The sequence below is a fragment of the Mesorhizobium sp. M0195 genome (assembly GCF_040322115.1).
Lineage (GTDB): Bacteria > Pseudomonadota > Alphaproteobacteria > Rhizobiales > Rhizobiaceae > Mesorhizobium.
In genome coordinates this window covers 201,115-221,472 of the sequence record NZ_JAMYSV010000007.1, presented here as the reverse complement: position 1 = coordinate 221,472, position 20,358 = coordinate 201,115, and the positions used below count along the sequence as shown (strand labels likewise).

Annotated in this window: 18 protein-coding genes; 11 read left to right on the top strand and 7 right to left on the bottom strand. The window is 61.9% G+C overall.

Features of this window, described 5'->3' with window-relative positions; all coding sequences use genetic code 11:
* Window positions 1-5: 5 nt before the first annotated feature.
* Entirely contained in the window at window positions 6-344 is a 339-nt protein-coding gene (locus tag NKJ12_RS16950) for a P-II family nitrogen regulator (protein ID WP_019857988.1), read from the bottom strand.
* Between the two features lie 364 nt (window positions 345-708).
* On the opposite strand from NKJ12_RS16950, the gene NKJ12_RS16945 reads away from it, so the two are divergent.
* Window positions 709-2,238, top strand: a complete 1,530-nt coding sequence (locus tag NKJ12_RS16945) for an NAD(P)H-hydrate dehydratase (RefSeq protein ID WP_352704036.1) — start codon at window positions 709-711, stop codon at window positions 2,236-2,238.
* Window positions 2,235-4,238 (top strand): hypothetical protein, encoded by a 2,004-nt coding sequence (locus NKJ12_RS16940; RefSeq protein ID WP_352704034.1) that lies wholly within the window; start codon window positions 2,235-2,237, stop codon window positions 4,236-4,238. The genes NKJ12_RS16945 and NKJ12_RS16940 overlap by 4 nt, the downstream gene beginning before the upstream one ends.
* A gap of 181 nt (window positions 4,239-4,419) precedes the next feature.
* On the opposite strand, the gene NKJ12_RS16935 is transcribed toward NKJ12_RS16940, so the two are convergent.
* Together NKJ12_RS16935 and NKJ12_RS16930 are read right to left on the bottom strand one after the other, a co-directional pair.
* Entirely contained in the window at window positions 4,420-5,352 is a 933-nt protein-coding gene (locus NKJ12_RS16935; RefSeq protein WP_352704032.1) for a M48 family metallopeptidase, read from the bottom strand.
* A gap of 7 nt (window positions 5,353-5,359) precedes the next feature.
* Complete coding sequence (locus NKJ12_RS16930; RefSeq protein ID WP_352478807.1) at window positions 5,360-6,892, bottom strand: acyl-CoA carboxylase subunit beta; 1,533 nt, start codon at window positions 6,890-6,892, stop codon at window positions 5,360-5,362.
* Between the two features lie 384 nt (window positions 6,893-7,276).
* Here NKJ12_RS16930 and NKJ12_RS16925 point away from each other — a divergent pair, with 384 nt between their 5' ends.
* Window positions 7,277-8,698: a DEAD/DEAH box helicase gene (locus NKJ12_RS16925; protein WP_352704029.1), complete on the top strand. Its 1,422-nt coding sequence runs from the start codon at window positions 7,277-7,279 to the stop codon at window positions 8,696-8,698.
* Window positions 8,699-8,934: 236 nt separating this feature from the next.
* Here NKJ12_RS16925 and NKJ12_RS16920 read toward each other — a convergent pair whose 3' ends face one another.
* Entirely contained in the window at window positions 8,935-9,756 is an 822-nt protein-coding gene (locus tag NKJ12_RS16920; RefSeq protein WP_352704027.1) for an SDR family oxidoreductase, read from the bottom strand.
* Between the two features lie 214 nt (window positions 9,757-9,970).
* Here NKJ12_RS16920 and NKJ12_RS16915 point away from each other — a divergent pair, with 214 nt between their 5' ends.
* From NKJ12_RS16915 to NKJ12_RS16890, 6 genes are all read left to right on the top strand, one after another.
* On the top strand, window positions 9,971-11,005 hold the full coding sequence (locus tag NKJ12_RS16915) for a cysteine synthase A (RefSeq protein WP_254817174.1): 1,035 nt from the start codon (window positions 9,971-9,973) through the stop codon (window positions 11,003-11,005).
* Window positions 11,005-11,748 carry an alanyl-tRNA editing protein gene (locus NKJ12_RS16910; RefSeq protein WP_254817175.1) on the top strand — a complete coding sequence of 248 codons (744 nt, stop codon included), beginning with the start codon at window positions 11,005-11,007 and terminating at the stop codon, window positions 11,746-11,748. The genes NKJ12_RS16915 and NKJ12_RS16910 overlap by 1 nt, the downstream gene beginning before the upstream one ends.
* Window positions 11,749-11,783: 35 nt before the next feature.
* On the top strand, window positions 11,784-12,635 hold the full coding sequence (gene sseA / locus NKJ12_RS16905) for a 3-mercaptopyruvate sulfurtransferase (RefSeq protein ID WP_352704023.1): 852 nt from the start codon (window positions 11,784-11,786) through the stop codon (window positions 12,633-12,635).
* 5 nt (window positions 12,636-12,640) lie between these two features.
* The gene (locus NKJ12_RS16900) at window positions 12,641-13,204 is read left to right on the top strand and encodes a GNAT family N-acetyltransferase (RefSeq protein WP_254817177.1); all 564 of its coding nucleotides are present in this window, start codon (window positions 12,641-12,643) and stop codon (window positions 13,202-13,204) included.
* 145 nt (window positions 13,205-13,349) lie between these two features.
* Window positions 13,350-14,156, top strand: coding sequence for a 4-hydroxy-tetrahydrodipicolinate reductase (dapB, locus tag NKJ12_RS16895; RefSeq protein WP_254817178.1), 807 nt, complete (start codon window positions 13,350-13,352; stop codon window positions 14,154-14,156).
* 77 nt (window positions 14,157-14,233) lie between these two features.
* Window positions 14,234-14,701: a DUF1203 domain-containing protein gene (locus tag NKJ12_RS16890; protein WP_254817179.1), complete on the top strand. Its 468-nt coding sequence runs from the start codon at window positions 14,234-14,236 to the stop codon at window positions 14,699-14,701.
* Between the two features lie 218 nt (window positions 14,702-14,919).
* On the opposite strand, the gene NKJ12_RS16885 is transcribed toward NKJ12_RS16890, so the two are convergent.
* Complete coding sequence (locus NKJ12_RS16885) at window positions 14,920-16,221, bottom strand: outer membrane protein (RefSeq protein ID WP_352704021.1); 1,302 nt, start codon at window positions 16,219-16,221, stop codon at window positions 14,920-14,922.
* Window positions 16,222-16,418: 197 nt separating this feature from the next.
* Window positions 16,419-17,534 (bottom strand): alanine dehydrogenase, encoded by a 1,116-nt coding sequence (gene ald, locus NKJ12_RS16880; RefSeq protein ID WP_352704019.1) that lies wholly within the window; start codon window positions 17,532-17,534, stop codon window positions 16,419-16,421.
* A gap of 157 nt (window positions 17,535-17,691) precedes the next feature.
* Here ald and NKJ12_RS16875 point away from each other — a divergent pair, with 157 nt between their 5' ends.
* Complete coding sequence (locus tag NKJ12_RS16875) at window positions 17,692-18,165, top strand: Lrp/AsnC family transcriptional regulator (RefSeq protein ID WP_023675099.1); 474 nt, start codon at window positions 17,692-17,694, stop codon at window positions 18,163-18,165.
* A 12-nt stretch (window positions 18,166-18,177) separates the two neighbouring features.
* Here NKJ12_RS16875 and NKJ12_RS16870 read toward each other — a convergent pair whose 3' ends face one another.
* Window positions 18,178-18,834, bottom strand: coding sequence for a 5-formyltetrahydrofolate cyclo-ligase (locus tag NKJ12_RS16870; protein WP_352704017.1), 657 nt, complete (start codon window positions 18,832-18,834; stop codon window positions 18,178-18,180).
* Window positions 18,835-19,014: 180 nt separating this feature from the next.
* Here NKJ12_RS16870 and NKJ12_RS16865 point away from each other — a divergent pair, with 180 nt between their 5' ends.
* Window positions 19,015-20,280: an NAD(P)/FAD-dependent oxidoreductase gene (locus NKJ12_RS16865; RefSeq protein ID WP_352704014.1), complete on the top strand. Its 1,266-nt coding sequence runs from the start codon at window positions 19,015-19,017 to the stop codon at window positions 20,278-20,280.
* The last annotated feature ends 78 nt before the right edge of the window (window positions 20,281-20,358 follow it).

The following is a 20,358-nucleotide window of genomic DNA, read 5'->3' as shown; positions in this document are numbered from 1 at the left end:
AAAATTCAGACGGCGTCCATGCCGGTTTCGCCGGTGCGGATGCGCACCACTTCCTCGATGTTCGAGACGAAGATCTTGCCGTCGCCGATACGGCCGGTCTGGGCCGCCTTGCGGATAGCTTCGATCGCGGCTTCGACCGCATCGTCGCCGAGCACGACCTCGATTTTCACCTTTGGCAGGAAGTCGACGACATATTCGGCGCCGCGATAAAGCTCGGTGTGGCCCTTCTGGCGGCCAAAGCCCTTGGCTTCGGTCACGGTGATGCCTTGCAGCCCGGCCTCCTGAAGCGCTTCCTTCACTTCGTCTAGCTTGAACGGCTTGATGATCGCTTCGATCTTTTTCATGTAAAAAGTGGCCTCCACTGCCAAAAAAGACGGGTTGTGAGCCCCGCTTGCGCCTCAATCAAGCACGAACTGTGCCAATTGATGGGGCGCCGAGCAGCCTCACATGATTTGGATACCATGCCGCGCAGGAATGTACATTCGCATCATTCGCTGCGTCGGATGTGCCATGAACGCCGCGAGCGTACACACCGCCGGTCCTGCCGTCCGCACAAAAATTGGGCAGATCGGATATTTCATGAGCAGCTGCGCGCCGTCGTCCCGAACGAGGTGCGCCGCCAAATTTGCTTGGGGACCTTCGTTGTTTGCGTCGGATCAAAAACTGGACAATGCTTGGGGAAATGATGTGCATGTCGCCTGATATTCCATGAGCAACGAACTTTTGTCTCCCTCCGAAATGGCCGAGGCCGACCGGCTGGCGATTGCCGCCGGTCCATTCGACGGTATTGGCCTGATGCGCAATGCCGGCGCCGCGGTTGCCGCCGTAGTGCTCAAGCGCTACCCGGCGGCGACACGCGTCCACGTGCTTTGCGGCCCCGGTAACAATGGCGGCGACGGCTATGTCGTGGCCCGCATCCTTCGGGAGAGCGCCGTCGATGTCTCTGTGTGGGCGTCCGGATCGCCCAAAGGCGGCCGTGATGCGGCACTCGCTGCCTCGGAATGCCCGGTTGAAGCTCGGCCGCTGTCGGATTTCGTTGCCGAGGTGGGCTCCGTCGTGGTTGACGCGCTCTATGGGGCGGGGCTGTCCAAGCCGCTGTCCGGCGACGCCGCCAAGGTGATCGACATTGCGGCCGAATTGAACTTGCCGGTTGTGGCGGTCGACCTGCCGTCGGGCGTTTCAGGCGAGAGCGGCAATGTGTTAGGAAAGGCCTTCCGGGCCCGGACCACGGTGACCTTCGCGCGAAAGAAGCCAGGCCATCTGCTGTTGCCGGGGCGCGAGCTGTGCGGCGACATCGAGCTCGCCGATATCGGCATAGACAACAGCATCGTTGCGCAGCTTCAACCGCGAACATTCGAGAACATTCGGGCGCTCTGGCTTGACCGCTTTCCGGTTCCGGCCGTCGACGCCCATAAGTACAAGCGCGGCCATGTTGGCGTCTTTTCCGGCGGACCGTCGGCGACGGGTGCTGCGCGGCTGTCGGCGCTTGCCGCGGCCCGGAGCGGGGCAGGGGCCGTCACCTTGCTGTCGCCGGCGAACGCCATGCAGGTGAACGCGGCGCATCTGACCTCGGTCATGCTGCACAAGATAGACACTATCGCGGATGTGGACGAATTCGTCGGCAGCCGCCGCCCATCGGCCTTCGTGCTTGGCCCGGGATTTGGCATCGGGGAGAAAACGCGCGATTTTGCCCTGGTCGTACTTGGCAACGCCCATGGGCAGGGCAGCGGGATCGACGGGCTGGTGCTCGACGCCGACGGCATCACCTCGTTTCGCGACACGCCGGATGCCCTGTTCGAAGCCGCCCGTCGACCGAAAACGCCGGCTCTGGTGATGACGCCGCATGAGGGCGAGTTCGCCAAGCTTTTTCCCGATGTCGCCGGGCACCACGATTTGTCCAAGCTCGCCAAAGCCCGCGCCGCCGCTAAGCGTGCCAGTGCTATCCTCGTTTACAAGGGCGCCGACACAGTGATCGCGGCCCCCAATGGCCGGGCAGCGATCAACAGCAATGGTGCCTCATGGCTGGCTACCGCCGGTTCGGGCGATGTGCTGTCGGGCATCATCGCCGGGTTGCTGGCTCAGGGCATGCCAGCCTTCGAAGCGGCCTGTGCGGCAGTCTGGATCCATGCCGAGACCGGCACCCGTTTCGGACCGGGGCTGATCGCCGAGGACCTGCCGCTGGCGCTGGTGGCGGTGCTGCGCGAGCTCGTTGAAAGCCGCGGGATGGCTGCCGAATGAACCGCCTGATTGCGCTGCTCCTTGCGATCATTAGTGCCATGTCCATGGTACAGGCCGCGAACGCCGAAACTCCGCTAACCATCGTCGACGACCCGGCTGTTCTCGCCGAGCTTGACAGCAAGGGCTATGGTTTCGCCGGCATTTTCGGCGTCGATGGCAAGGGCGATTTGAAGACTCTCTACGACAAGGCGCCGGCCTATCATGCGATCGTCGAAACGATTGCAAGCGACGTCGCAGCATTGCGGGCCGAGATGAAGGCCGGCAGCCGGCCGCTTTACGAGGTGACCGACGGCAATGTCGGCCGTGTCATGGACATGCGCTGGCTGAGGACCGATGCCGCGCGCTTCCGTCTCGTCGGCATAGTCAACCGGCTCGATCGGCGCGACTTCGCCGCGCTGCAAGGCGACACGAGTTGCGGCGAAGTGCGCTTCATCTATCGCCTCGCCTACAGCTTCAAGAAGAACGGCAAGGTTTTGGCCTCGCGCCTGCCGTTCAATTTCAGTGCCATCTACAATGTCGCGCCGGATGCCGATGGCGGTTGTGTCGGCGTCGCCGGACGCTGGGCACCACAACTCGACGAGAGCGTCGATGCCGGCTGGCTGATCGGCGGGCCGCTGGAAAGAGCGGCGCTCACCTTCAAGCAGCTCGAGCTCAATGCGCAAGTGGTCCGCTTCCCCTCCGGCCAGGAGACCGAATTCGGCGGACAGGCCGCCTATCTCATGCGCATTTTCGGCATCGACGGCGGGGCTGTCAGTGAAAGACCGCTGGAAAACACGCCCGACACGGCACGTCTCGCCGACGACGCTGCGCTGAAAGCAAGACTTGCCGACTATGTCCGCACCAATGTCGCGGCAATCGACTCCGGCGTCTACCAAATCCCCGATAAATTCTTGGCAAAGAAGGTAGTCTCATGGTCGACTTTCGGCAGCGCAAGGCAGGCCAACCACCCGTTCACGCCACTGTTCCAGCCCGCGGATTTAGCCGGGCTTGATTATTCCAAGCGGAAGCTGGTGCGCACGCCAGAGGCATTGGTCGAGCGGCTGGACAATGGCGCCTGCCAAGGCTGCCATCAGGCGGGTTCGACCGCCGGGTTCCACTTTATCGGCCTGGATGACAAGACGACCTCGCCGCTCAACCGCATCGAGGTCGGTATCTCACCGCATCTTCACGCCGATGTCCCGCGCCGCGTCGCCTGGCTGCGCGCGACTGCCGGGGGCAAGGAACCGAACCGCTTCCGCCCGCTGTCCTTCGCGCCGCCGGCGACATGGAACGATGCCAGCGAAATTGCCTATTCGCCGGCCGAAATGGCGATGCCGTGCTTCATGCCGGAAGATGCAGCCCGTTTCGGCGCGACTTGGCAATGCGGCGGCGGCACCGTCTGCACGCCGCTGGCGACCGCGTCCGGCGTGCGCACCAAGCTGGCGCAATGTCTGTTGCCCAAGGACAGCGAAAACATATTCTCCGGCCATCCGTGCCTGACCGGCTCGATCACCAGCAACCCGGCGCAACCTTTCAATGACCGCTATATCATCACCGGCCAGTTCGCGGCGCTCGCGCCAGGCATTTCGCGTACTGGCTACACCTGCCGACCGCCGAAGATCGGCGTGCCGGCGGGTATCGCCTATCGCGGCTGCGACGATCGGGATCGCAGCTTTGCCGCCTTCAAACCGGGCAAGCCGATGCCGAACGAGATTTGCGGATTGGTCGGCGGCAAAAAATTCGACACCTGCGTGGCGACCAATAATTTCGACCAGTGCCTGGGCGGCGCTGTCAATCGTGGTAATCGTCCCGCCTGCTCGGCCGACCATTTCTGTCGCGAGGATTACATGTGCCAGTCGCTGCCGCCCGATACGCCGGGCATCGGCAAGGTGAAAGGCATCGGCTTCTGCTCGCCGACCTATTTCATCTTCCAGATGCGCATCGACAATCACGCCACGCCGTGGTCGGGCGCTGTCAGCGCGACGATGGGAGCCGGGTTCGGAGCGGCGGAAGCGGAATAGGCCGACGACTCTGACATTGGCCGCAGTAGCTCCAGGCGGACAGCTATAGATCGAGGTCGTCGGCGATGTTCGATGTCCATTCACCGTCGAAATGCCGGACGCGTTCGGCGACGATCGTATCGCTCAGCAGGCTCGACAAGGCGGAAACCAGAATTGGTTCTATCTTTGGAACCGAGCTAAATCAAAGAGCAATCAGACGGTCGGACCAGGGCGGATGGTCCGCGCTTTCGTTATCGGGCGTGTCCCACGCTTTTTGCGCATACTCCTGCAGGATGGGAAGTCTCGACAAGTGAACTGCCGCCGCGAGGATCCTTTCGAGTGGTGGACGAGGCGGCGTCATGGCGCCAAGGAGTTCACGCCGGATCGGACTGTAGACCTGATCATCGAAAAACGCACTGGCAGCACCGATCAGTAGCAGGGCGCGGGCCGCTTCATATGCGTCGCCGGACATCGCTGCATGGCGATCCGCGTCAATTTCCGCCCGCCGCGACAACCGTATTTCTTCGCGCTCCAGCGTGCGCGACAGCGGACCAAGCATCCAGTAGAACAGGCTGCCCGAAACGGTTTTTCCCGGAGGAGCGAAGTCGAAGATTAGATCGAAGCTTTTTTCGAGTTCGGCCAGGTTGAGGCCGCCGTTTGTGTCCTTGTTTCTCAGATGTGCGTTCTCATGGACCAAGATCGCGGCAAAAGCCTTTTGGTCGGTCACTGCGAGCAGAGGAAGGCCGATGGTGAGAATCGCCCCACGGCCAAGCAGCCCCAGAAACGGCCGCTCTTCACCGATACTGGCGTTGAGATCGGGGCTCAGCACGATGGTAGTCCGGCTGGCGCGGTGTTTTCCGGCAATACTCTCCCAGATGGCCCATAATTTCGGGGCTGATTCCCGAGCGATCCCCTCCGCCTTGCTGGGTCGAGAACCGGCGAACAATGTCCCGATCAACAGAACCATGCCCAGCATCGCAGCTGGGATCGCAACAACGCCAGCCGCGATGACGGCGAGCGGATGCCGGTCGAGAAACCAGAACCATAAGACTATTGGGCAGAACAGCGGCAGAGCGAAAAGCAGGACGGCAAACCTGCCGAAGCGCGTCCCCATGTAGAGGATCAGGCGCGACATCAGCGCCTCACAGCGGTATATTGTCGTGTTTCTTCCAGGGGTTCTGCATGTCCTTGTTGCGCAGCATCCTGAGTGCGCGGGCGATGCGCCGGCGGGTCGAATGCGGCATGATCACCTCGTCGACATAGCCGCGCTCGGCGGCAACGAAGGGCGAAAGGAAGCGATCCTCGTAAGCCTTTGTATGCGCAGCGATTTTCTCCGCATCGCCGATGTCCTTGCGGTAGATGATCTCGACCGCGCCCCTGGCGCCCATGACGGCAATCTGCGCCGTTGGCCAAGCATAGTTCATGTCGCCGCGCAAATGCTTTGACGCCATAACGTCATAGGCGCCGCCATAGGCCTTTCTGGTGATGACGGTGATCTTTGGGACGGTCGCTTCGGCATAGGCGAACAGAAGCTTGGCCCCATGTTTGATCAGCCCGCCATACTCCTGCGCGGTGCCGGGCAGGAAGCCCGGAACGTCCACGAAGGTGACGATCGGGATCGAGAAGCAGTCGCAGAAGCGTACGAAGCGCGCCGCCTTGCGGCTGGCGTCGGCATCGAGCACGCCGGCCAGCACCATCGGCTGGTTGGCGACGAAGCCGACGGTGCGGCCCTCGACACGGCCGAAGCCGGTGACGATGTTTTTCGCAAAATTCTGCTGGATTTCGAAGAAGTCACCCTCGTCGGCAACTTTAAGGATCAACTCCTTGATGTCGTAGGGTTTGTTGGCATTGTCGGGGATCAGCCTGTCGAGCGACAGATCGTGATCGGTGACCGACTGGTGGCATTCGATCTCGGGAATTTCCGCCGTGTTGGAGGCGGGCAGCAGATCGACCAGCCGGCGCATCTGCAACAGCGCCTCGACGTCATTGTCGTAGGCTCCGTCGGCGATCGAGGACTTCGTCGTGTGGACGGAAGCGCCGCCGAGGCTTTCGGCGGTGACTGTCTCGTTGGTGACGGTCTTCACCACATCCGGCCCGGTGACGAACATGTAGGAGGTGCCGCGGACCATGAAGATGAAGTCGGTCATCGCCGGCGAATAGACGTCGCCGCCTGCGCAAGGGCCCATGATCAGCGAAATCTGTGGGATGACGCCGGAGGCCAGAACATTGCGCTGGAAGATCTCGGCGTAGCCGCCGAGCGCCGCCACGCCTTCCTGGATGCGGGCGCCGCCGGCGTCGTAGATGCCGATGATCGGCGCGCGGTTGCGCAATGCCATCTCCTGCACCTTGACCACCTTTTCGGCATGCGCCTCGGACAGCGAGCCGCCGAACACGGTGAAATCCTTGGCGAAAAGATAGACCGGGCGACCGTTGATGGTGCCCCAGCCGGTAACGACGCCATCGCCGGCGATCTTGGTTTTCTCCATGCCGAAATCGGTCGAGCGGTGCTCGACGAACATGTCGAACTCCTCGAACGAGCCTTCGTCGAGGAAGACGTCGATGCGCTCACGGGCGGTGAGCTTGCCCTTCTTATGCTGGGCCTCGATGCGGGCTCGGCCGCCGCCCATGCGGGCGATCTCGCGGCGCCGCTCGAGTTCCTTCAGCACGTCCTTCATGACCGGTCCCCAAAACGGAAAGCTGGATTGTGGTAATCGTGGCAGCAAGTGAGCGCAAGCGCCGCTTCGCCATGGCTTTTGCTGCGCTGCAGCATCCGAGCCCTTGCATTCCGAAGCGAAGTGGGCCATATGCGGCGGCATAGGCGCTTGGGCCGGGACACTCCGGCCTTCTCGACGAATGAGACTGGTTGCGTCTGTTTTCCCTCTTCCCGACATATCGGCAAGGTGGCGAAAAAGCCCCGTGGCATGAAGCCTGCGGGCACGACAGCGCAGCCGTGTGGACGACGTCCGCCCGCCTTGTCGTTTCATGACAATTTTCAACGGCAGGTTGCGCCCTGCCGCCATCGATGTTTGCGGCCAGAAGCCGCATGAAAGAAGAATATTTTGACCAATGAAAACACTTTGACCGGTGAGAACACTGGGGAACTGACCGGTTTCGCCGCACTTGGAATTAGCGGTACACTGCTCAAGGCCACCCATGGCGCCGGCTTTACCGATCCCAAGCCGATTCAGGCGCAGGCTATCCCGCCGCAGCTCGAAGGCCGCGACATTTTCGGCATCGCCCAGACCGGCTCGGGCAAGACCGCGGCGTTCGCGCTGCCGATCCTGTCGAAGATCATCGCGCTTGGCACCAGGCGCCGGCCGAAGACGGCTCGTGCGCTGATCCTGGCGCCGACGCGCGAGCTCGCCGTACAGATCGAGGACACCATCAAGATTCTCGCCAAGGGCGCACATGTCTCGACCGCGCTGGTGCTTGGCGGCGTCTCGCGCTTCAGCCAGGTCAAGAAGGTTGCACCCGGCGTCGACATCCTGATCGCCACGCCTGGCCGGCTGACCGATCTGGTGCGTGAGGGCGATCTCGTACTTGCCGACACCAAATGGCTGGTGCTCGACGAAGGCGACCGCATGCTCGACATGGGCTTCATCAACGACGTCAAGCGCATCGCCAGGGCGACGGCGCCGGACCGTCAGACGGTGCTGTTCTCGGCGACTATGCCGGCCGAAATCGCCGAGCTGGCGAAAGGCTTGCTGAAGAACCCGATCCGCGTCGAAGTCGCCCCCCACAGCACTGCGGCCGCGGAGATCGTGCAGGGCGTCGTCTTTGCCCGCACCAAGCAGAAGCGTCAGGTGTTGTCGACGATGCTCGCCGACGAGGCGATGAAGTCCGTTATCATCTTTTCGCGCACCAAGCATGGCGCCGACAGGGTGACCAAGGACCTCGAGCGCGACGGCTTCAAGGCCGCCGTTATCCACGGCAACAAGTCGCAGAATGCCCGCCAGAAGGCGCTCAACGATTTCCGCGAAGGCTCGGTGCGAATTCTCGTGGCGACCGACATTGCAGCACGCGGCATCGATGTGCCCGGCATTAGCCATGTGGTGAATTTCGATCTGCCGGACGAGGCGGAGAGCTATGTCCACCGCATCGGCCGCACCGGCCGTAACGGCATGGATGGCATCGCCATCACGCTTTGCGACCCTTCGGAAAACGCCAAGCTGCGCCAGGTCGAGCGTATCATCCGCACCAAGCTGCCGATCGTTGCCGATCATCTCGGCAGCCCCGATCCGCAGCGCAATCCGGCCGAGAAGAACGAGCGCAGCTTCGAGCCGGCCAACGATCGCAACGACCACAACGGCCGTCGCGACGGCAGGCGTCCCGGCGGCGCCAACAACGGCTTCGCCAAGAAGCGTTTCGGCGGCGACAAGCCGGCCTTTGCGGGCGACCGCAAGCCGGAAGGCGCCAAGCCCTTCAAGGGCAACAACAAGCGCCGCTTCGGCGGCAAGCGACCGGCTGCACGGGCGGCATAACCTGACCGTTTTGCGTCCGGCCAAGCCTGGCTTGGTTACTCACGATTGAAAAGGGCGACCGGAGTGATGCTTCGGTCGCCCTTTGCTTGAGGCCTTTGGTTTACTTCACCACCGCCTCGACCCACACGACAATCCGCTGCGCGAGGGAAGCCGTGGTCGATGGCGCGAGCGCGTCGCCGGCAATGACGTGGCGCCCCAGCGACCCGCAAACACGATCCGTCGCCGCGTCACCGATCCTATTCGACCGGTGGCTTGCGGTCGAAATTCAGCGGCCGCGCATTCCAGCGGGTGACCGTGATGATCACCCATCGGGAGAACGGCCTCGGCAGCATCCTGAGCAGCTTCAGCGTCCAGCTCAGGCGGCGTGGGAATGTGACTTCGAAGCCGCCGCATTCGATGCCTTGCGCGATACGGCGCGAGGCCAGGTTGACCGGCATCAAGCCCGGCATCGGCAGGAAGTTCTTCTCAGTCAGCCGCGTGTCGACAAAGCCCGAATTAATCACCTGGATGCGGACGTTCATCTTGTCGAAATCGTATTTCAGCGACTCGGCCAAGATATTGACTGCCGCCTTGGTGCCGCCGTAAGCGGCGGTAGTGGGCCAGCCGAAATAGGCGGTGACCGAACCGATCAGCACGACATGGCCGCGCGAGCGTACGCGCATGCGTTCGATGACCGGCACCAGGCCATTGATGATGCCGAAATAATTGACTTCGAAAGACCGACGGAAATTGCGCGCGACAAGATCCTCGCCCGGCGTTGCGATATAGCTTCCCGCGTTGAACACTGCCAACACGATCGGACCGAGATTTTTCTCGATCGCTGCAACCGTCTCTGCCATGCGTTTTTCGTCGGTCACGTCGCAAGGAAAGGCTGCGACACGCCCCGACATCTGCGCCGTTTCGACGATGAGCGTATCGATCGGATGGTCATCGGGCGCAGTCACCGCGACGACATAGCCCTGAGCGGCAAGATCCTTGGCCAGCGAACGGCCGATACCGCTGCTGCCGCCCGTAATCCAGGCGACGCCATGCTTCGGATTGGCCCGATAGAGTGTCATGCTGCGCCCCGCCGGCTCTTCTTAACCTGCGCTCTACCGGTGAAGAAATCGAATGAAAAGAGTGCTTTTCGGTACATCGTTGAAATGAATACCGGCTGGGCGCCCCTGGGTGCAGGAATTGCAGTGTGCGAATGCGACTGGACCAGGCAAATTCTTGCCTTGAAACCGAAGCTTCGGGTTTCTAGGGTTTCGCCGCACCCACAAAGGAATCTCCATGCCCCGTTCTGTGATCGACGTGATCGGCAACACGCCCCTGATCCGCCTCAACAAGGCCTCGGAAGCAACCGGCTGCGAGATCCTGGGTAAGGCCGAATTCATGAATCCCGGGCAGTCGGTCAAGGACCGCGCCGGCCTGTTTATCATCCGCGATGCGGAGCAGCGCGGGTTGCTGCGGCCCGGCGGCGTCATCGTCGAGGGGACGGCCGGAAATACCGGCATCGGCTTGACACTGGTTGCCAAGGCGCTCGGCTACCGCACGGTGATCGTCATTCCCGACACCCAGAGCCAGGAGAAGAAGGATACAATCAAACTGCTCGGCGCCGAGCTGATCGAAGTGCCCGCCGTGCCTTACAAGAACCCGAACAACTACGTGAAGCTGTCGGGCCGGCTGGCCGAGCAGATGGCGAAGACCGAGCCGAACGGCGCGATCTGGGCCAACCAGTTCGACAATGTCGCCAACCGTGACGGCCATATCCGCACCACGGCCGAAGAAATCTGGAACCAGACCGACGGCAAGGTGGATGGTTTCGTGTCGGCGGTCGGTTCCGGCGGCACTCTGGCAGGCGTCGGTTTCGGGCTGAAGGCCAAGAACAGCCAAGTCAAGATAGCGCTGGCCGATCCGCTGGGGGCTGCGCTCTATTCCTTCTACACCAGCGGCGAGCTGAAATCCGAGGGCAGTTCGATCACCGAAGGCATCGGGCAGGGGCGGATCACCGCCAATCTCCAAGGCTTTACACCCGATTTTGCCTTCCAGATCCCCGACGAGGACGCACTGCCGATCATATTCGACCTGATCCAGGAGGAGGGGCTTTGCGTTGGCGGTTCGACCGGCATCAACATTGCCGGCGCCATTCGCCTGGCGCGCGAGTTAGGCCCCGGCCACACCATCGTGACCATGCTTTGCGACTACGGCACGCGCTACCAGTCGAAGCTGTTCAATCCTGAATTCCTGCGCGAAAAGAAGCTGCCGGTGCCGGGGTGGATGGAGCAACAGAGCACGATTTCGGTACCGTTCGAAAGGGTTGCGTGATGGCGCACAAGACCGAAGCGCTGTTTCGTGACGACGCCTATCTGGGGACGGCCGACGCCACCGTCGTCGCAGTCAACGATCGCGGGGGCATCATTCTGGACCGGACAGTGTTTTACGCCACATCGGGCGGGCAGCCGGGCGACACTGGCAGCCTCGAGCGCGCCGACGGCACTGGCATAGCGATTGCCGCTACGATCACCGGCGAAACCAAGGACGAGATCATCCATGTGCCGGCGCTGGAGCAGGCAGTTCCAAAGGTGGGCGAGCGCATGCGGCTCGCCATCGACTGGCCGCGGCGGCAGTTGCTGATGCGCATGCATTCTGCCTGCCACCTGCTTACCGTCGTCTGCCCGTTCCCGATCACCGGCGCCGCGGTTTCCGAGGACGACAGCCGTATCGATTTCGACATCCCGGACGCCGGCTTTACCAAGGAAGACGTGACGGCCAGACTGATGGAGCTGGTGCGGGCCGACCACCCGATCTTCACCCGGCTCATTTCCGACGAGGAACTGGCATCCAATCCGGGCCTGGTGAAATCCAAGAATGTGCGCCCTCCGGCTGGCACGGGAAAGATCCGATTGGTCTGCATCGGCGAGAACGCCTCGATCGACAGCCAGCCTTGCGGCGGCACCCATGTAAAGAGCACCGGCGAAATCGGCGAGATCCATATCGGCAAGATCGAGAAGAAGGGCCGCGAGAACCGGCGCTTCCGCATTCGCTTTGGTCCTATGCCGCCAGCCTGATATAGGACTGCGACAGGCGGGACAGGAGAGAAAAGATGGCCGACGACAGTCCTTTCACCATCGATGCCGATTGGTTGCAGAAGCGGCTCGGCAAGCCCGGCCTGACGATTGTCGACGCGTCCTGGTATCTGCCGGCACAAAAGCGCGACGCGCGCGCCGAGTATGACGCAGCGCATATTCCAGGCGCCCGCTTCCTTGACCAGGACGCGGTTTCGGACCCCGACGTGGCTCTGCCGCACACGCTGCCGTCGCCGCAGCATTTCGCGCAATATGTCGGCGCGATGGGTATTTCGGCCGATGACACGATTGTTGTCTATGACGGGCCAGGGTTCTTTTCTGCACCGCGCGCCTGGTGGTTGTTTCGCGTCATGGGCGTATTCCAGGTCTATATTCTCGACGGCGGCTTCGACCGTTGGAAAGCCGCCGGACGGCCGGTGACGGCGGAGCCGACGAAGATCGCGCCTTGCGTGTTTTATGCCAACTTCGATGCCGCCCGCGTCGCCAGCCTTGCCGATATGCGCCGGATCGTCGAGACGGGGGAGAGCCAGATCGCCGACGCGCGCTCGCCTGGCCGTTTTGCCGGCACCGAGCCGGAGCCGCGCCCCGGCATCCGCTCCGGTCATATGCCGGGCGCGCACAACGTGCCGTTTTCGGCGCTTTCGGAAAACGGCGAATTGTTGCCAAAGGACAGGCTACGCAACGTGATCGAAGGAGCGGGCATCGACCTGTCGAAGCCGGTCGTCACCTCCTGCGGGTCGGGCGTCACCGCGGCAGCCATCACGCTGGCTTTGGAGACGCTTGGCCGTGCCGACAACAGGCTTTATGACGGTTCGTGGACCGAATGGGGCGGGCTTTCCGACACGCCCGTCGTGACGGGCAAGGACTGACGGTGATGGAAGACGGATCGCTGGAAGACATCGACGTCACCGTGACGTTTCTCGAAATGCATGTGCCGCCTGCCTATTCGCCGCCGCTGCCGTACAACCGCCAGATCGCACTGCTCAAGACCAAAGACATTCCGCTGCATTTCTATCGCTATTTGATGGATCGGGTCGGCCGCAAATGGCACTGGGTCAATGTGTTGAGGCTGAACGACGAGGAGCTTGCGGCGGGCATCCACCGCGAGGACCGCGACATCAGGGTGCTTTATCTGGATGGTGCGCCGGCCGGCTTCTTCGACCTCAAGCCGCATTTGCCGGAGGAAGTGGAACTCGCTTATTTCGGAATGATGGAACACGCGACCGGGCAAGGCATCGGCCGCTGGTTCCTCGGTGCGGCAATCGCCGCGGCGTGGTCGCACGGGCCAAGGCGGGTAACCGTGCAAACCTGTACCCTCGATCACCCAGCAGCACTGCCGCTCTATCAAAAACTAGGCTTTACGCCAGTGGCGCAAAAAAAAGAGGTCGTACATCCGATGTCTTTCGCCGAGCGCGCGGCCAGCGTCATGCGGCCCTGATTTCAGGCCCGTTCATCCAGGCTTCAGCTTGTCGTTGCCACGCCCAGGGTCTGGATCAACACTCAAATGTGTGTCCGACTTGTATGAGCCTAGCACTTTCCATATCGCTGTCGTCTAAAAACCGATGGTGATGGAGGATCGCACGATGACAATACGGGTGGTAATGGCCGGCGCGACGGGCTGGGTCGGCAAGGCGCTGGTTCCGGCGATCGGGGCGCAAGGCGACATGGCGCTGGCCGGGGCCGTGTCACGCAGCGGCGCTGGGCAGGATTCCGGTCTGCTGGTTGGCATGCCGGCTAATGGTATTGTCGTTTCGGCTTCGCTGGCCGAGGCGCTGGAGGCGCCGTCGGACGTACTGGTCGACTTCACCAAGCCGCATGTCGTGAAAGACCATGTGCTGCTCGCCATCGACAAGGGACGGCACGCTGTGATCGGCACATCGGGACTGGGTGCTGCCGACTATGCCGACATCGATGCTGCGGCGCGCGCCAACGGCGTCGGCGTCGTTGCCGCCGGCAACTTTTCCATCACCGCCACGCTGATGAAGCGGTTTGCACTTATGGCGGCAAAATACGTGCCGGACGTCGAGGTCATCGATTATGCCAGTGCAAAGAAGCCCGACGCGCCCTCCGGTACCGCACGGGAGCTTGCTGAGGCGCTGGCCGACATCCGCAAGGCCTCAACGGCAAAGCCGGTCTCCGAGGTCTCTGGCGTGCCGGCTACACGCGGGGGTGCGGTCGGCGCAGGCGAGGGGGTGCAAGTGCACGCGCTTCGCCTGCCGTCCTACATCCTGTCCTGCGAGGCGCTGTTCGGCCTGCCAGACGAGCGGCTGACCATCCGCCACGACGCCGGCTCGTCCGCGGCACCCTATGTGGCGGGCACGCTGCTCGCCATCAGACGGGTACAGCAGATCAAGGGTCTGGTTCGCGGTCTCGACGCGCTGATGGACTGATCCATTTCGGCAGGAATCGGGTGGGAAGCTCTGTCTTGCGAGCATAATTTCCGGTCAACGACACCGGAGATTTTGCCATGACGATAAGATTCAAAGCCTTGCCAACCGACGCAGTCCGGGCACTTCAGCGCGGCGGGGCGGATGCTTATGGCCTGATGCCAGAGCGGCAGATTTCGGACGGCGACGGCGTGCCTTGCCGTCATTGCTTGAAGAATGTTGCTGCGGGAGAAGCCTATCTTGTTCTGGCCTATCGGCCTTTTCCGGAGCTGCAGCCTTATGCCGAAACCGGGCCGATCTTTCTGCATGCGGAAGAATGCGAACGCGCTGCCGAGGTTGAGTTGCTTCCAGAAATGCTCGAAAGCAGCGATTACATCGTGCGCGGTTATGGCAAGGACGACCGTATTGTTTACGGTAGCGGCGGCGTCATTCCGACCGACGCCATTGCCGCACGGGCAGAGACGTTGTTCAAACGCGACGACATTGCCTACGTCCACATCCGCTCGGCCCGCAACAATTGCTATCAGTGCCGGATCGACCGCGCGTAACCGAACAGGCTGCACCGGCTTGGGCCTGTCGCACTCCCGTCGCATACAAGCGGTAGAAAGAGACTGTCGATCGATTTGCCGACCGCGGATGAACCGGCGGAAATCTCGATAACCGAGGAAGCGGGGCTTTGGCTCCGCTTTTTTGTGCCTGCATCGTTCGCAAAACAAAAAACCCGCCGGGATTAGCCGGCGGGCTTGAACGATTTGCCTGGAGGGCCTTAGTTGAACTTATACTTCGCACCGATACGGACGGTGTGGAAAGAAGGAGTGGTGGTGAGGACATCGCTCGGCCCTCCAAACTCCTCCAGAATATCCTTCTCGGCAAACTGCGAATAACGATATTCGAGACCGACAGTTACGTTGTTGGTCACGGCCGCTTCCAAACCACCACCGACCGAGAAGCCGCTCGAGCCCCAATCGATGATGTCGCCGATGGGTGAAGATGCGTTCAGATCGAAATGCTGCCAGCTGTAACCGCCAAGCACATAGGCGAGGGTTGATTCGTTGACCTTCAAACCGACCCGGCCCAGCACATCGAAACCATAGTCGGTGTCCAGATTAATGGACCCGCCGGGCACTTCCAGCTCCGAGGTCATGCCGGAGTAGCGAGCATCAACCATAACGCCGGCAACCCAGCTGCCGAAGTCATGATCGTAGCCGGCGTTCAATTCGCCAAACACGCCTTCGCCGCCGACACCGTTGAACTCCAGGTCGCCAAGCGGCGGAACATTGATCTGATGCACCGACGCACCCGCGCCGCCCGCACCGCCGATATAGAAGCCGGTCCAGTTGTAGGTAGGTGCCTCAAAGGAAGAGACACCGCCATTCTGGGCGCCAAAACGATAATTGGCTGCTACCTGGAACGTGTGACGCGATGTATCGAGGTTGATTGCGCCATCCGGTACACCGAACTCGGAAAGGACATCATCGTTGGTGCTGAATTGCGTAAAACGATATTCGGTTTTGATGGTCCAGTTGCTGTTGATGGCCGTCTCGACGCCGGCTCCGACGAAGTAGCCGCTCTGGTCCCAGTCGAAGTCAAAACCTGCGCTCGTGTCAAATTTGTATTTCTGCCATGAATAGCCACCAAGGACATAGCCCAAAGTGTTTGGCGTGAAGAGGTAGCCTGCCCGCAAGCCAGCGTCGAAACCATAGGTCTCTTTGACCGATGCGTCGAATCCAGCAACGTCGAGGGAGGTTTCGATGTTGCCGGCATGAGCGTCCAGAAGTCCGCCGATCAGGAACCGCGGCGCCACCATATAGTCATACCCAACGGTGAGTTCACCGTACACGCCTTCGCCACCAATACCGTTGAACGACACCCCAGGAATGAAGTCGCTGCTCAACTCGTGGACGTTCGCCCCGGCGCCAACGCCAAAGCCGACGTAGATGCCACTCCAGTTGAAGCCCGCCGTCTCCACGACCGGTTCGACCACGTCGGCGGCGTGAGAGACCGACCCAAGCGCCAGAACAGAAACTGCGCCGAGAAGAAGAGATTTCGTGAATTTTCTGCTGATCATTACCCTGCCCCTGGTGAACCCGGCATCTACGTAGCATCGGCTCATTGTGGCGGCTGTAACAAAAAAGCCACAGAAAGAGCACATTGCATCAAACGGGCACCAGATGCGGGCAAGACCGGCTGTAGACCGAGAAAATTGCCTGTGAACAAGCAGCCGCCGACAGCATCGGCGACTCATCAGGAACAAACGGTTGGAAATCAGGCCGCGAGAACGGCCTTCGGCTCGACCAGTTCGTAACCGAGCGCTTCGGCCACCGCGCGATTCGTTATCTTGCCCTTGTGGACGTTCAGTCCGTTGCGCAGATGGTGGTCGTCTACCAGCGCCTTGAGGCCCTTGTCGGCGAGCTGCAGGCCATAGTGCAGCGTCGCATTGTTGAGCGCGTGGGCCGAGGTGACCGGCACCGCACCCGGCATGTTGGCGACGCAATAATGGATGATGCCGTCGACTTCATAGGTCGGCTCGGCATGGGTGGTGGCGTGCGAGGTCTCGAAACAACCGCCCTGGTCGATGGCGACGTCGACCAGCACGGCACCTTTCTTCATGCCCGACAGCATTTCGCGCGTCACCAGCTTGGGCGCTGCTGCCCCCGGGATCAGCACGGCGCTGACGACTATGTCAGCCGAAAAACATTCTTCCTCCAGCGCCTCGACGGTCGAGTAGCGGGTGTGAACGCGGCCGCCAAAGATGTCGTCGAGCTGACGCAGGCGCGGGATCGAGCGGTCGATAATAGTGACGTCGGCGCCGAGGCCGGCCGCCATCCGTGCGGCATGCAGGCCGACAACGCCGCCGCCGAGCACGGTGACCTTGCCGGGGAGCACGCCGGGCACGCCGCCAAGTAGCACGCCGCGGCCGCCATTGGCCTTTTGCAGCGCCGTGGCGCCCGCCTGGATCGACAGGCGGCCGGCAACTTCCGACATCGGCGCCAAGAGCGGGAGGCCGCCGCGCTCGTCGGTGACCGTCTCGTAAGCTATCGCGGTCACGCCGGAGGCCAACAGGCCCTTGGTTTGCTCCGGATCCGGGGCAAGATGTAGATAGGTATAGAGGATCTGGCCATCGCGGAGCTGAACCCATTCGTTGGCCTGCGGCTCCTTGACCTTCACGATCATGTCGGACTTGGCAAACACGTCGGCTGCCGTCTTGGCGATCGTGGCGCCGGCAGCGCGATACGCGTTGTCATCGGCGCCGATGCCTGCACCGGCGCCGGTCTCGACCAGCACTTCATGGCCATGCGCGATATATTCGCGGACCGAGCCCGGTGTCAGGCCGACGCGGTATTCGTGATTCTTGATTTCCCGGGGGCAACCGACGCGCATCTTTTTTCTCCTGATCCGGCCCTTTGGGGCTCGTTCCCTGTCTAGAGATAGTGAACCACGAATCGTTCGATAAGTGTTTGCGAATGCGCTTGCTTGAGAGGCAACTCTTCGATAATCGTTGCGCAAAACACTGGAATTGTCGCAGGAACTCGCAAAAATGCCGCTCGACAGGATTGATATCGCCATTCTTGAAACGTTGCAGAAGGATGGGCGGATACCCAATGCAGCGCTCGCCGAGAAGGTCGGCCTATCGCAGTCGGCTTGTTCGCGGCGGCTGGACAATCTGGAGAAATCCGGAACCATCCGCGGCTATCACGCCCGGCTGTCCAACGCTGCACTTGGGCACCAGATGACGGCGATCGTGCATATATCGCTGTCCGGGCAATTCGAGAAGACGTTGTCGGATTTCGAGGCAGCGATAAAGCGCTGCCCGAACGTCCTATCCTGCCATTTGATGTCGGGCGAATATGACTACATCCTGCGCATAGCGGCAAAGGATCTCGTCGACTACGAACGTATCCACAAGGAGTGGCTGTCGGCAATGCCGCATGTGACGAAGATCAATTCGTCTTTTGCCTTGCGCGAAATCGTCGATCGCACGGCCGTGGGAATGAAACCTGAACTCGCCTAGGCCCGAACTCGCCTAGGTGTTGACTGCCTCGGTCACCACACGGTCCATCGGAATGTCGTGCGGCTGCGGGTAGATGGTGACGATGCGCTGCAGTTCGTAGCCGACGCCGATGACCAGCGGTTTGAAGGGCATCGCGGCAAGCGTACGATCGAAGAAGCCGCCGCCATAACCCAGGCGAAACTGCTCAGGATCGATGCCGACAATCGGCGAAATGACGATGTCGGGTAACACCGGATTGCCGTCAGCCGGTATCGGGATATTCCAGACGCCCTTCTCCAGCCGGTCTCCGTGGGTATAGGCGCGAAAGACAAGCGGCCGGTCTTTCTCGACGACGACGGGCAACGCCGTGCGCCCGCCCCGCGCGTTGACAGTTTCCATCCACGGGCGCAGGTCCGGCTCGCCACGAAACGGCCAATAGAGGCTGACCACGCGGCCGGCGACGTCACCGATCACCGCGTCGAGCCCTTCGGCAATGCGCTGCGACATGGCTGCGCGCGTGTCGGCTGAAACGGCAAGGCGGGATGCGATCAATCGCTGGCGCTCGGCCTTGCGCCAGCGCCTTACGTCGGTCCAGTCGGATAGCGGCGCTTGGAACTCCGGGTCGAGTTCGTGCATAAAACAAGGCGGCGAGGCGTACTGCGCTGAGCCTTCATCTTCATCCCTAGCCATCCTTCACCTGCAATATACAGTTCCAACCAAGTCGTATCCTGGACGCAGGCTATATCTGGGAACGAGTCTGCAGCATGCGTATTCACGACATCAAGAGACGACTCCCAGTTAGTTGCAGCGCAGGCATTGCTGCACTGCACAAGGAGACTTACATCAGCCTTGGCGAGAGGGATGAGTGAGATGAACACAGCCAACCATCACGTCGTCGTCGTGGGCGCCGGATTCGGCGGTCTCGAATTCACCCGCGCACTTGCCGGCGCGCCGGTGCGCATCACCATGATCGACAGGCGTAATCATCACCTCTTTCAGCCACTACTCTACCAGGTGGCGACGACGGCGCTGGCCACCTCCGAAGTGGCCTGGCCGATCCGCCATCTCCTGCGCAAGCGCGATGACGTGACGACGCTGCTCGCCACCGTTACCGGCATCGACCGCACCGGCAAGCGCGTGCTGCTGCAGGACGGCGGCACGGTCGCTTACGACACGCTTGTGCTGGCGACCGGCGCGCGGCACGCCTATTTCGGCCATGACGAATGGGAACCGTTTGCCCCGGGCCTGAAGACGCTGGAGGATGCCACCACCATTCGACGGCGTATTCTTTTAGCTTTCGAGCGGGCCGAACGGGAAACCGGTCCCGCCAAGCGTCAGGCATTGCTGACGCTGGCGATCGTCGGCGGCGGGCCGACCGGCGTGGAACTGGCCGGCACTATTGCTGAGCTGGCGCACGACACGCTGCGCGGCGAGTTCCGCAACATCGACACGCGGCAGACGCGTGTGGTGCTGATTGAGGCCGGCGACCGCATCCTCTCCAATTTCGCTCCCGAACTCTCCGGTTATGCAACGAAGGCGCTCGAACGGCTCGGCGTGACCGTCGAACTCGGCCGGGCGGTTACGCGCTGCGATGCCGAGGGTGTCGTCTTCGGCGACACACACTTGCCGGCCAGGACAATCCTGTGGGCGGCGGGCGTCGCCGCTTCGCCGGCCGCCGAATGGCTCGGCGCGGCAGCGGACCGCGCGGGCAGAGTGCTTGTCGAGCCCGACCTGAGTGTGCCGGGAAACCGGGAGATTTTCGTCATCGGTGACGCAGCGCACGTCCTGCGGCCGGATGGCCGGCTGGTGCCGGGCGTCGCGCCCGCCGCCAAGCAGCAGGGACGGCACGTCGCCGCGACGATCAAGGCAAGGCTTGCCGGTGACGCGACACCGCGTCCTTTCAGCTACAGGCATGACGGCGATCTGGCGACGATCGGCAAGCGCGCCGCGGCCATCGATTTCGGCTGGATCAAGCTCACCGGCCGGCTTGCCTGGTGGCTGTGGGGCTTGGCGCATATCTACTTCCTGATCGGCTTTCGTAACCGGCTTGCGGTTTCCCTGAGCTGGCTATGGATCTACTTCACCGGTCAGCGCAGCGCGCGGTTGATCACCCAGGGCGACGACGATAAGGGCTGATTGTTCGCTGCCGGACATTCATCGGCGCGTCACCTCCTCTTGATGGAATCGGCTTCTGGACTCGGCTGGATTTCGGCG

What these genes read in the sequence shown, in the direction of transcription:
- NKJ12_RS16920 (WP_352704027.1), bottom strand. Translation starts at nt 9,756, where the DNA reads ATGACACTCTATCGGGCCAATCCGAAGCATGGCGTCGCCTGGATTACG.
- NKJ12_RS16885 (WP_352704021.1), bottom strand. Translation starts at nt 16,221, where the DNA reads ATGATCAGCAGAAAATTCACGAAATCTCTTCTTCTCGGCGCAGTTTCT.
- NKJ12_RS16940 (WP_352704034.1), top strand. Translation starts at nt 2,235, where the DNA reads ATGAACCGCCTGATTGCGCTGCTCCTTGCGATCATTAGTGCCATGTCC.
- NKJ12_RS16950 (WP_019857988.1), bottom strand. Translation starts at nt 344, where the DNA reads ATGAAAAAGATCGAAGCGATCATCAAGCCGTTCAAGCTAGACGAAGTG.
- NKJ12_RS16910 (WP_254817175.1), top strand. Translation starts at nt 11,005, where the DNA reads ATGGCGCACAAGACCGAAGCGCTGTTTCGTGACGACGCCTATCTGGGG.
- NKJ12_RS16915 (WP_254817174.1), top strand. Translation starts at nt 9,971, where the DNA reads ATGCCCCGTTCTGTGATCGACGTGATCGGCAACACGCCCCTGATCCGC.
- NKJ12_RS16900 (WP_254817177.1), top strand. Translation starts at nt 12,641, where the DNA reads ATGGAAGACGGATCGCTGGAAGACATCGACGTCACCGTGACGTTTCTC.
- NKJ12_RS16865 (WP_352704014.1), top strand. Translation starts at nt 19,015, where the DNA reads ATGAACACAGCCAACCATCACGTCGTCGTCGTGGGCGCCGGATTCGGC.
- sseA (WP_352704023.1), top strand. Translation starts at nt 11,784, where the DNA reads ATGGCCGACGACAGTCCTTTCACCATCGATGCCGATTGGTTGCAGAAG.
- NKJ12_RS16890 (WP_254817179.1), top strand. Translation starts at nt 14,234, where the DNA reads ATGACGATAAGATTCAAAGCCTTGCCAACCGACGCAGTCCGGGCACTT.
- NKJ12_RS16935 (WP_352704032.1), bottom strand. Translation starts at nt 5,352, where the DNA reads ATGTCGCGCCTGATCCTCTACATGGGGACGCGCTTCGGCAGGTTTGCC.
- dapB (WP_254817178.1), top strand. Translation starts at nt 13,350, where the DNA reads ATGACAATACGGGTGGTAATGGCCGGCGCGACGGGCTGGGTCGGCAAG.
- NKJ12_RS16875 (WP_023675099.1), top strand. Translation starts at nt 17,692, where the DNA reads ATGCCGCTCGACAGGATTGATATCGCCATTCTTGAAACGTTGCAGAAG.
- NKJ12_RS16870 (WP_352704017.1), bottom strand. Translation starts at nt 18,834, where the DNA reads ATGGCTAGGGATGAAGATGAAGGCTCAGCGCAGTACGCCTCGCCGCCT.
- NKJ12_RS16930 (WP_352478807.1), bottom strand. Translation starts at nt 6,892, where the DNA reads ATGAAGGACGTGCTGAAGGAACTCGAGCGGCGCCGCGAGATCGCCCGC.
- ald (WP_352704019.1), bottom strand. Translation starts at nt 17,534, where the DNA reads ATGCGCGTCGGTTGCCCCCGGGAAATCAAGAATCACGAATACCGCGTC.
- NKJ12_RS16945 (WP_352704036.1), top strand. Translation starts at nt 709, where the DNA reads ATGAGCAACGAACTTTTGTCTCCCTCCGAAATGGCCGAGGCCGACCGG.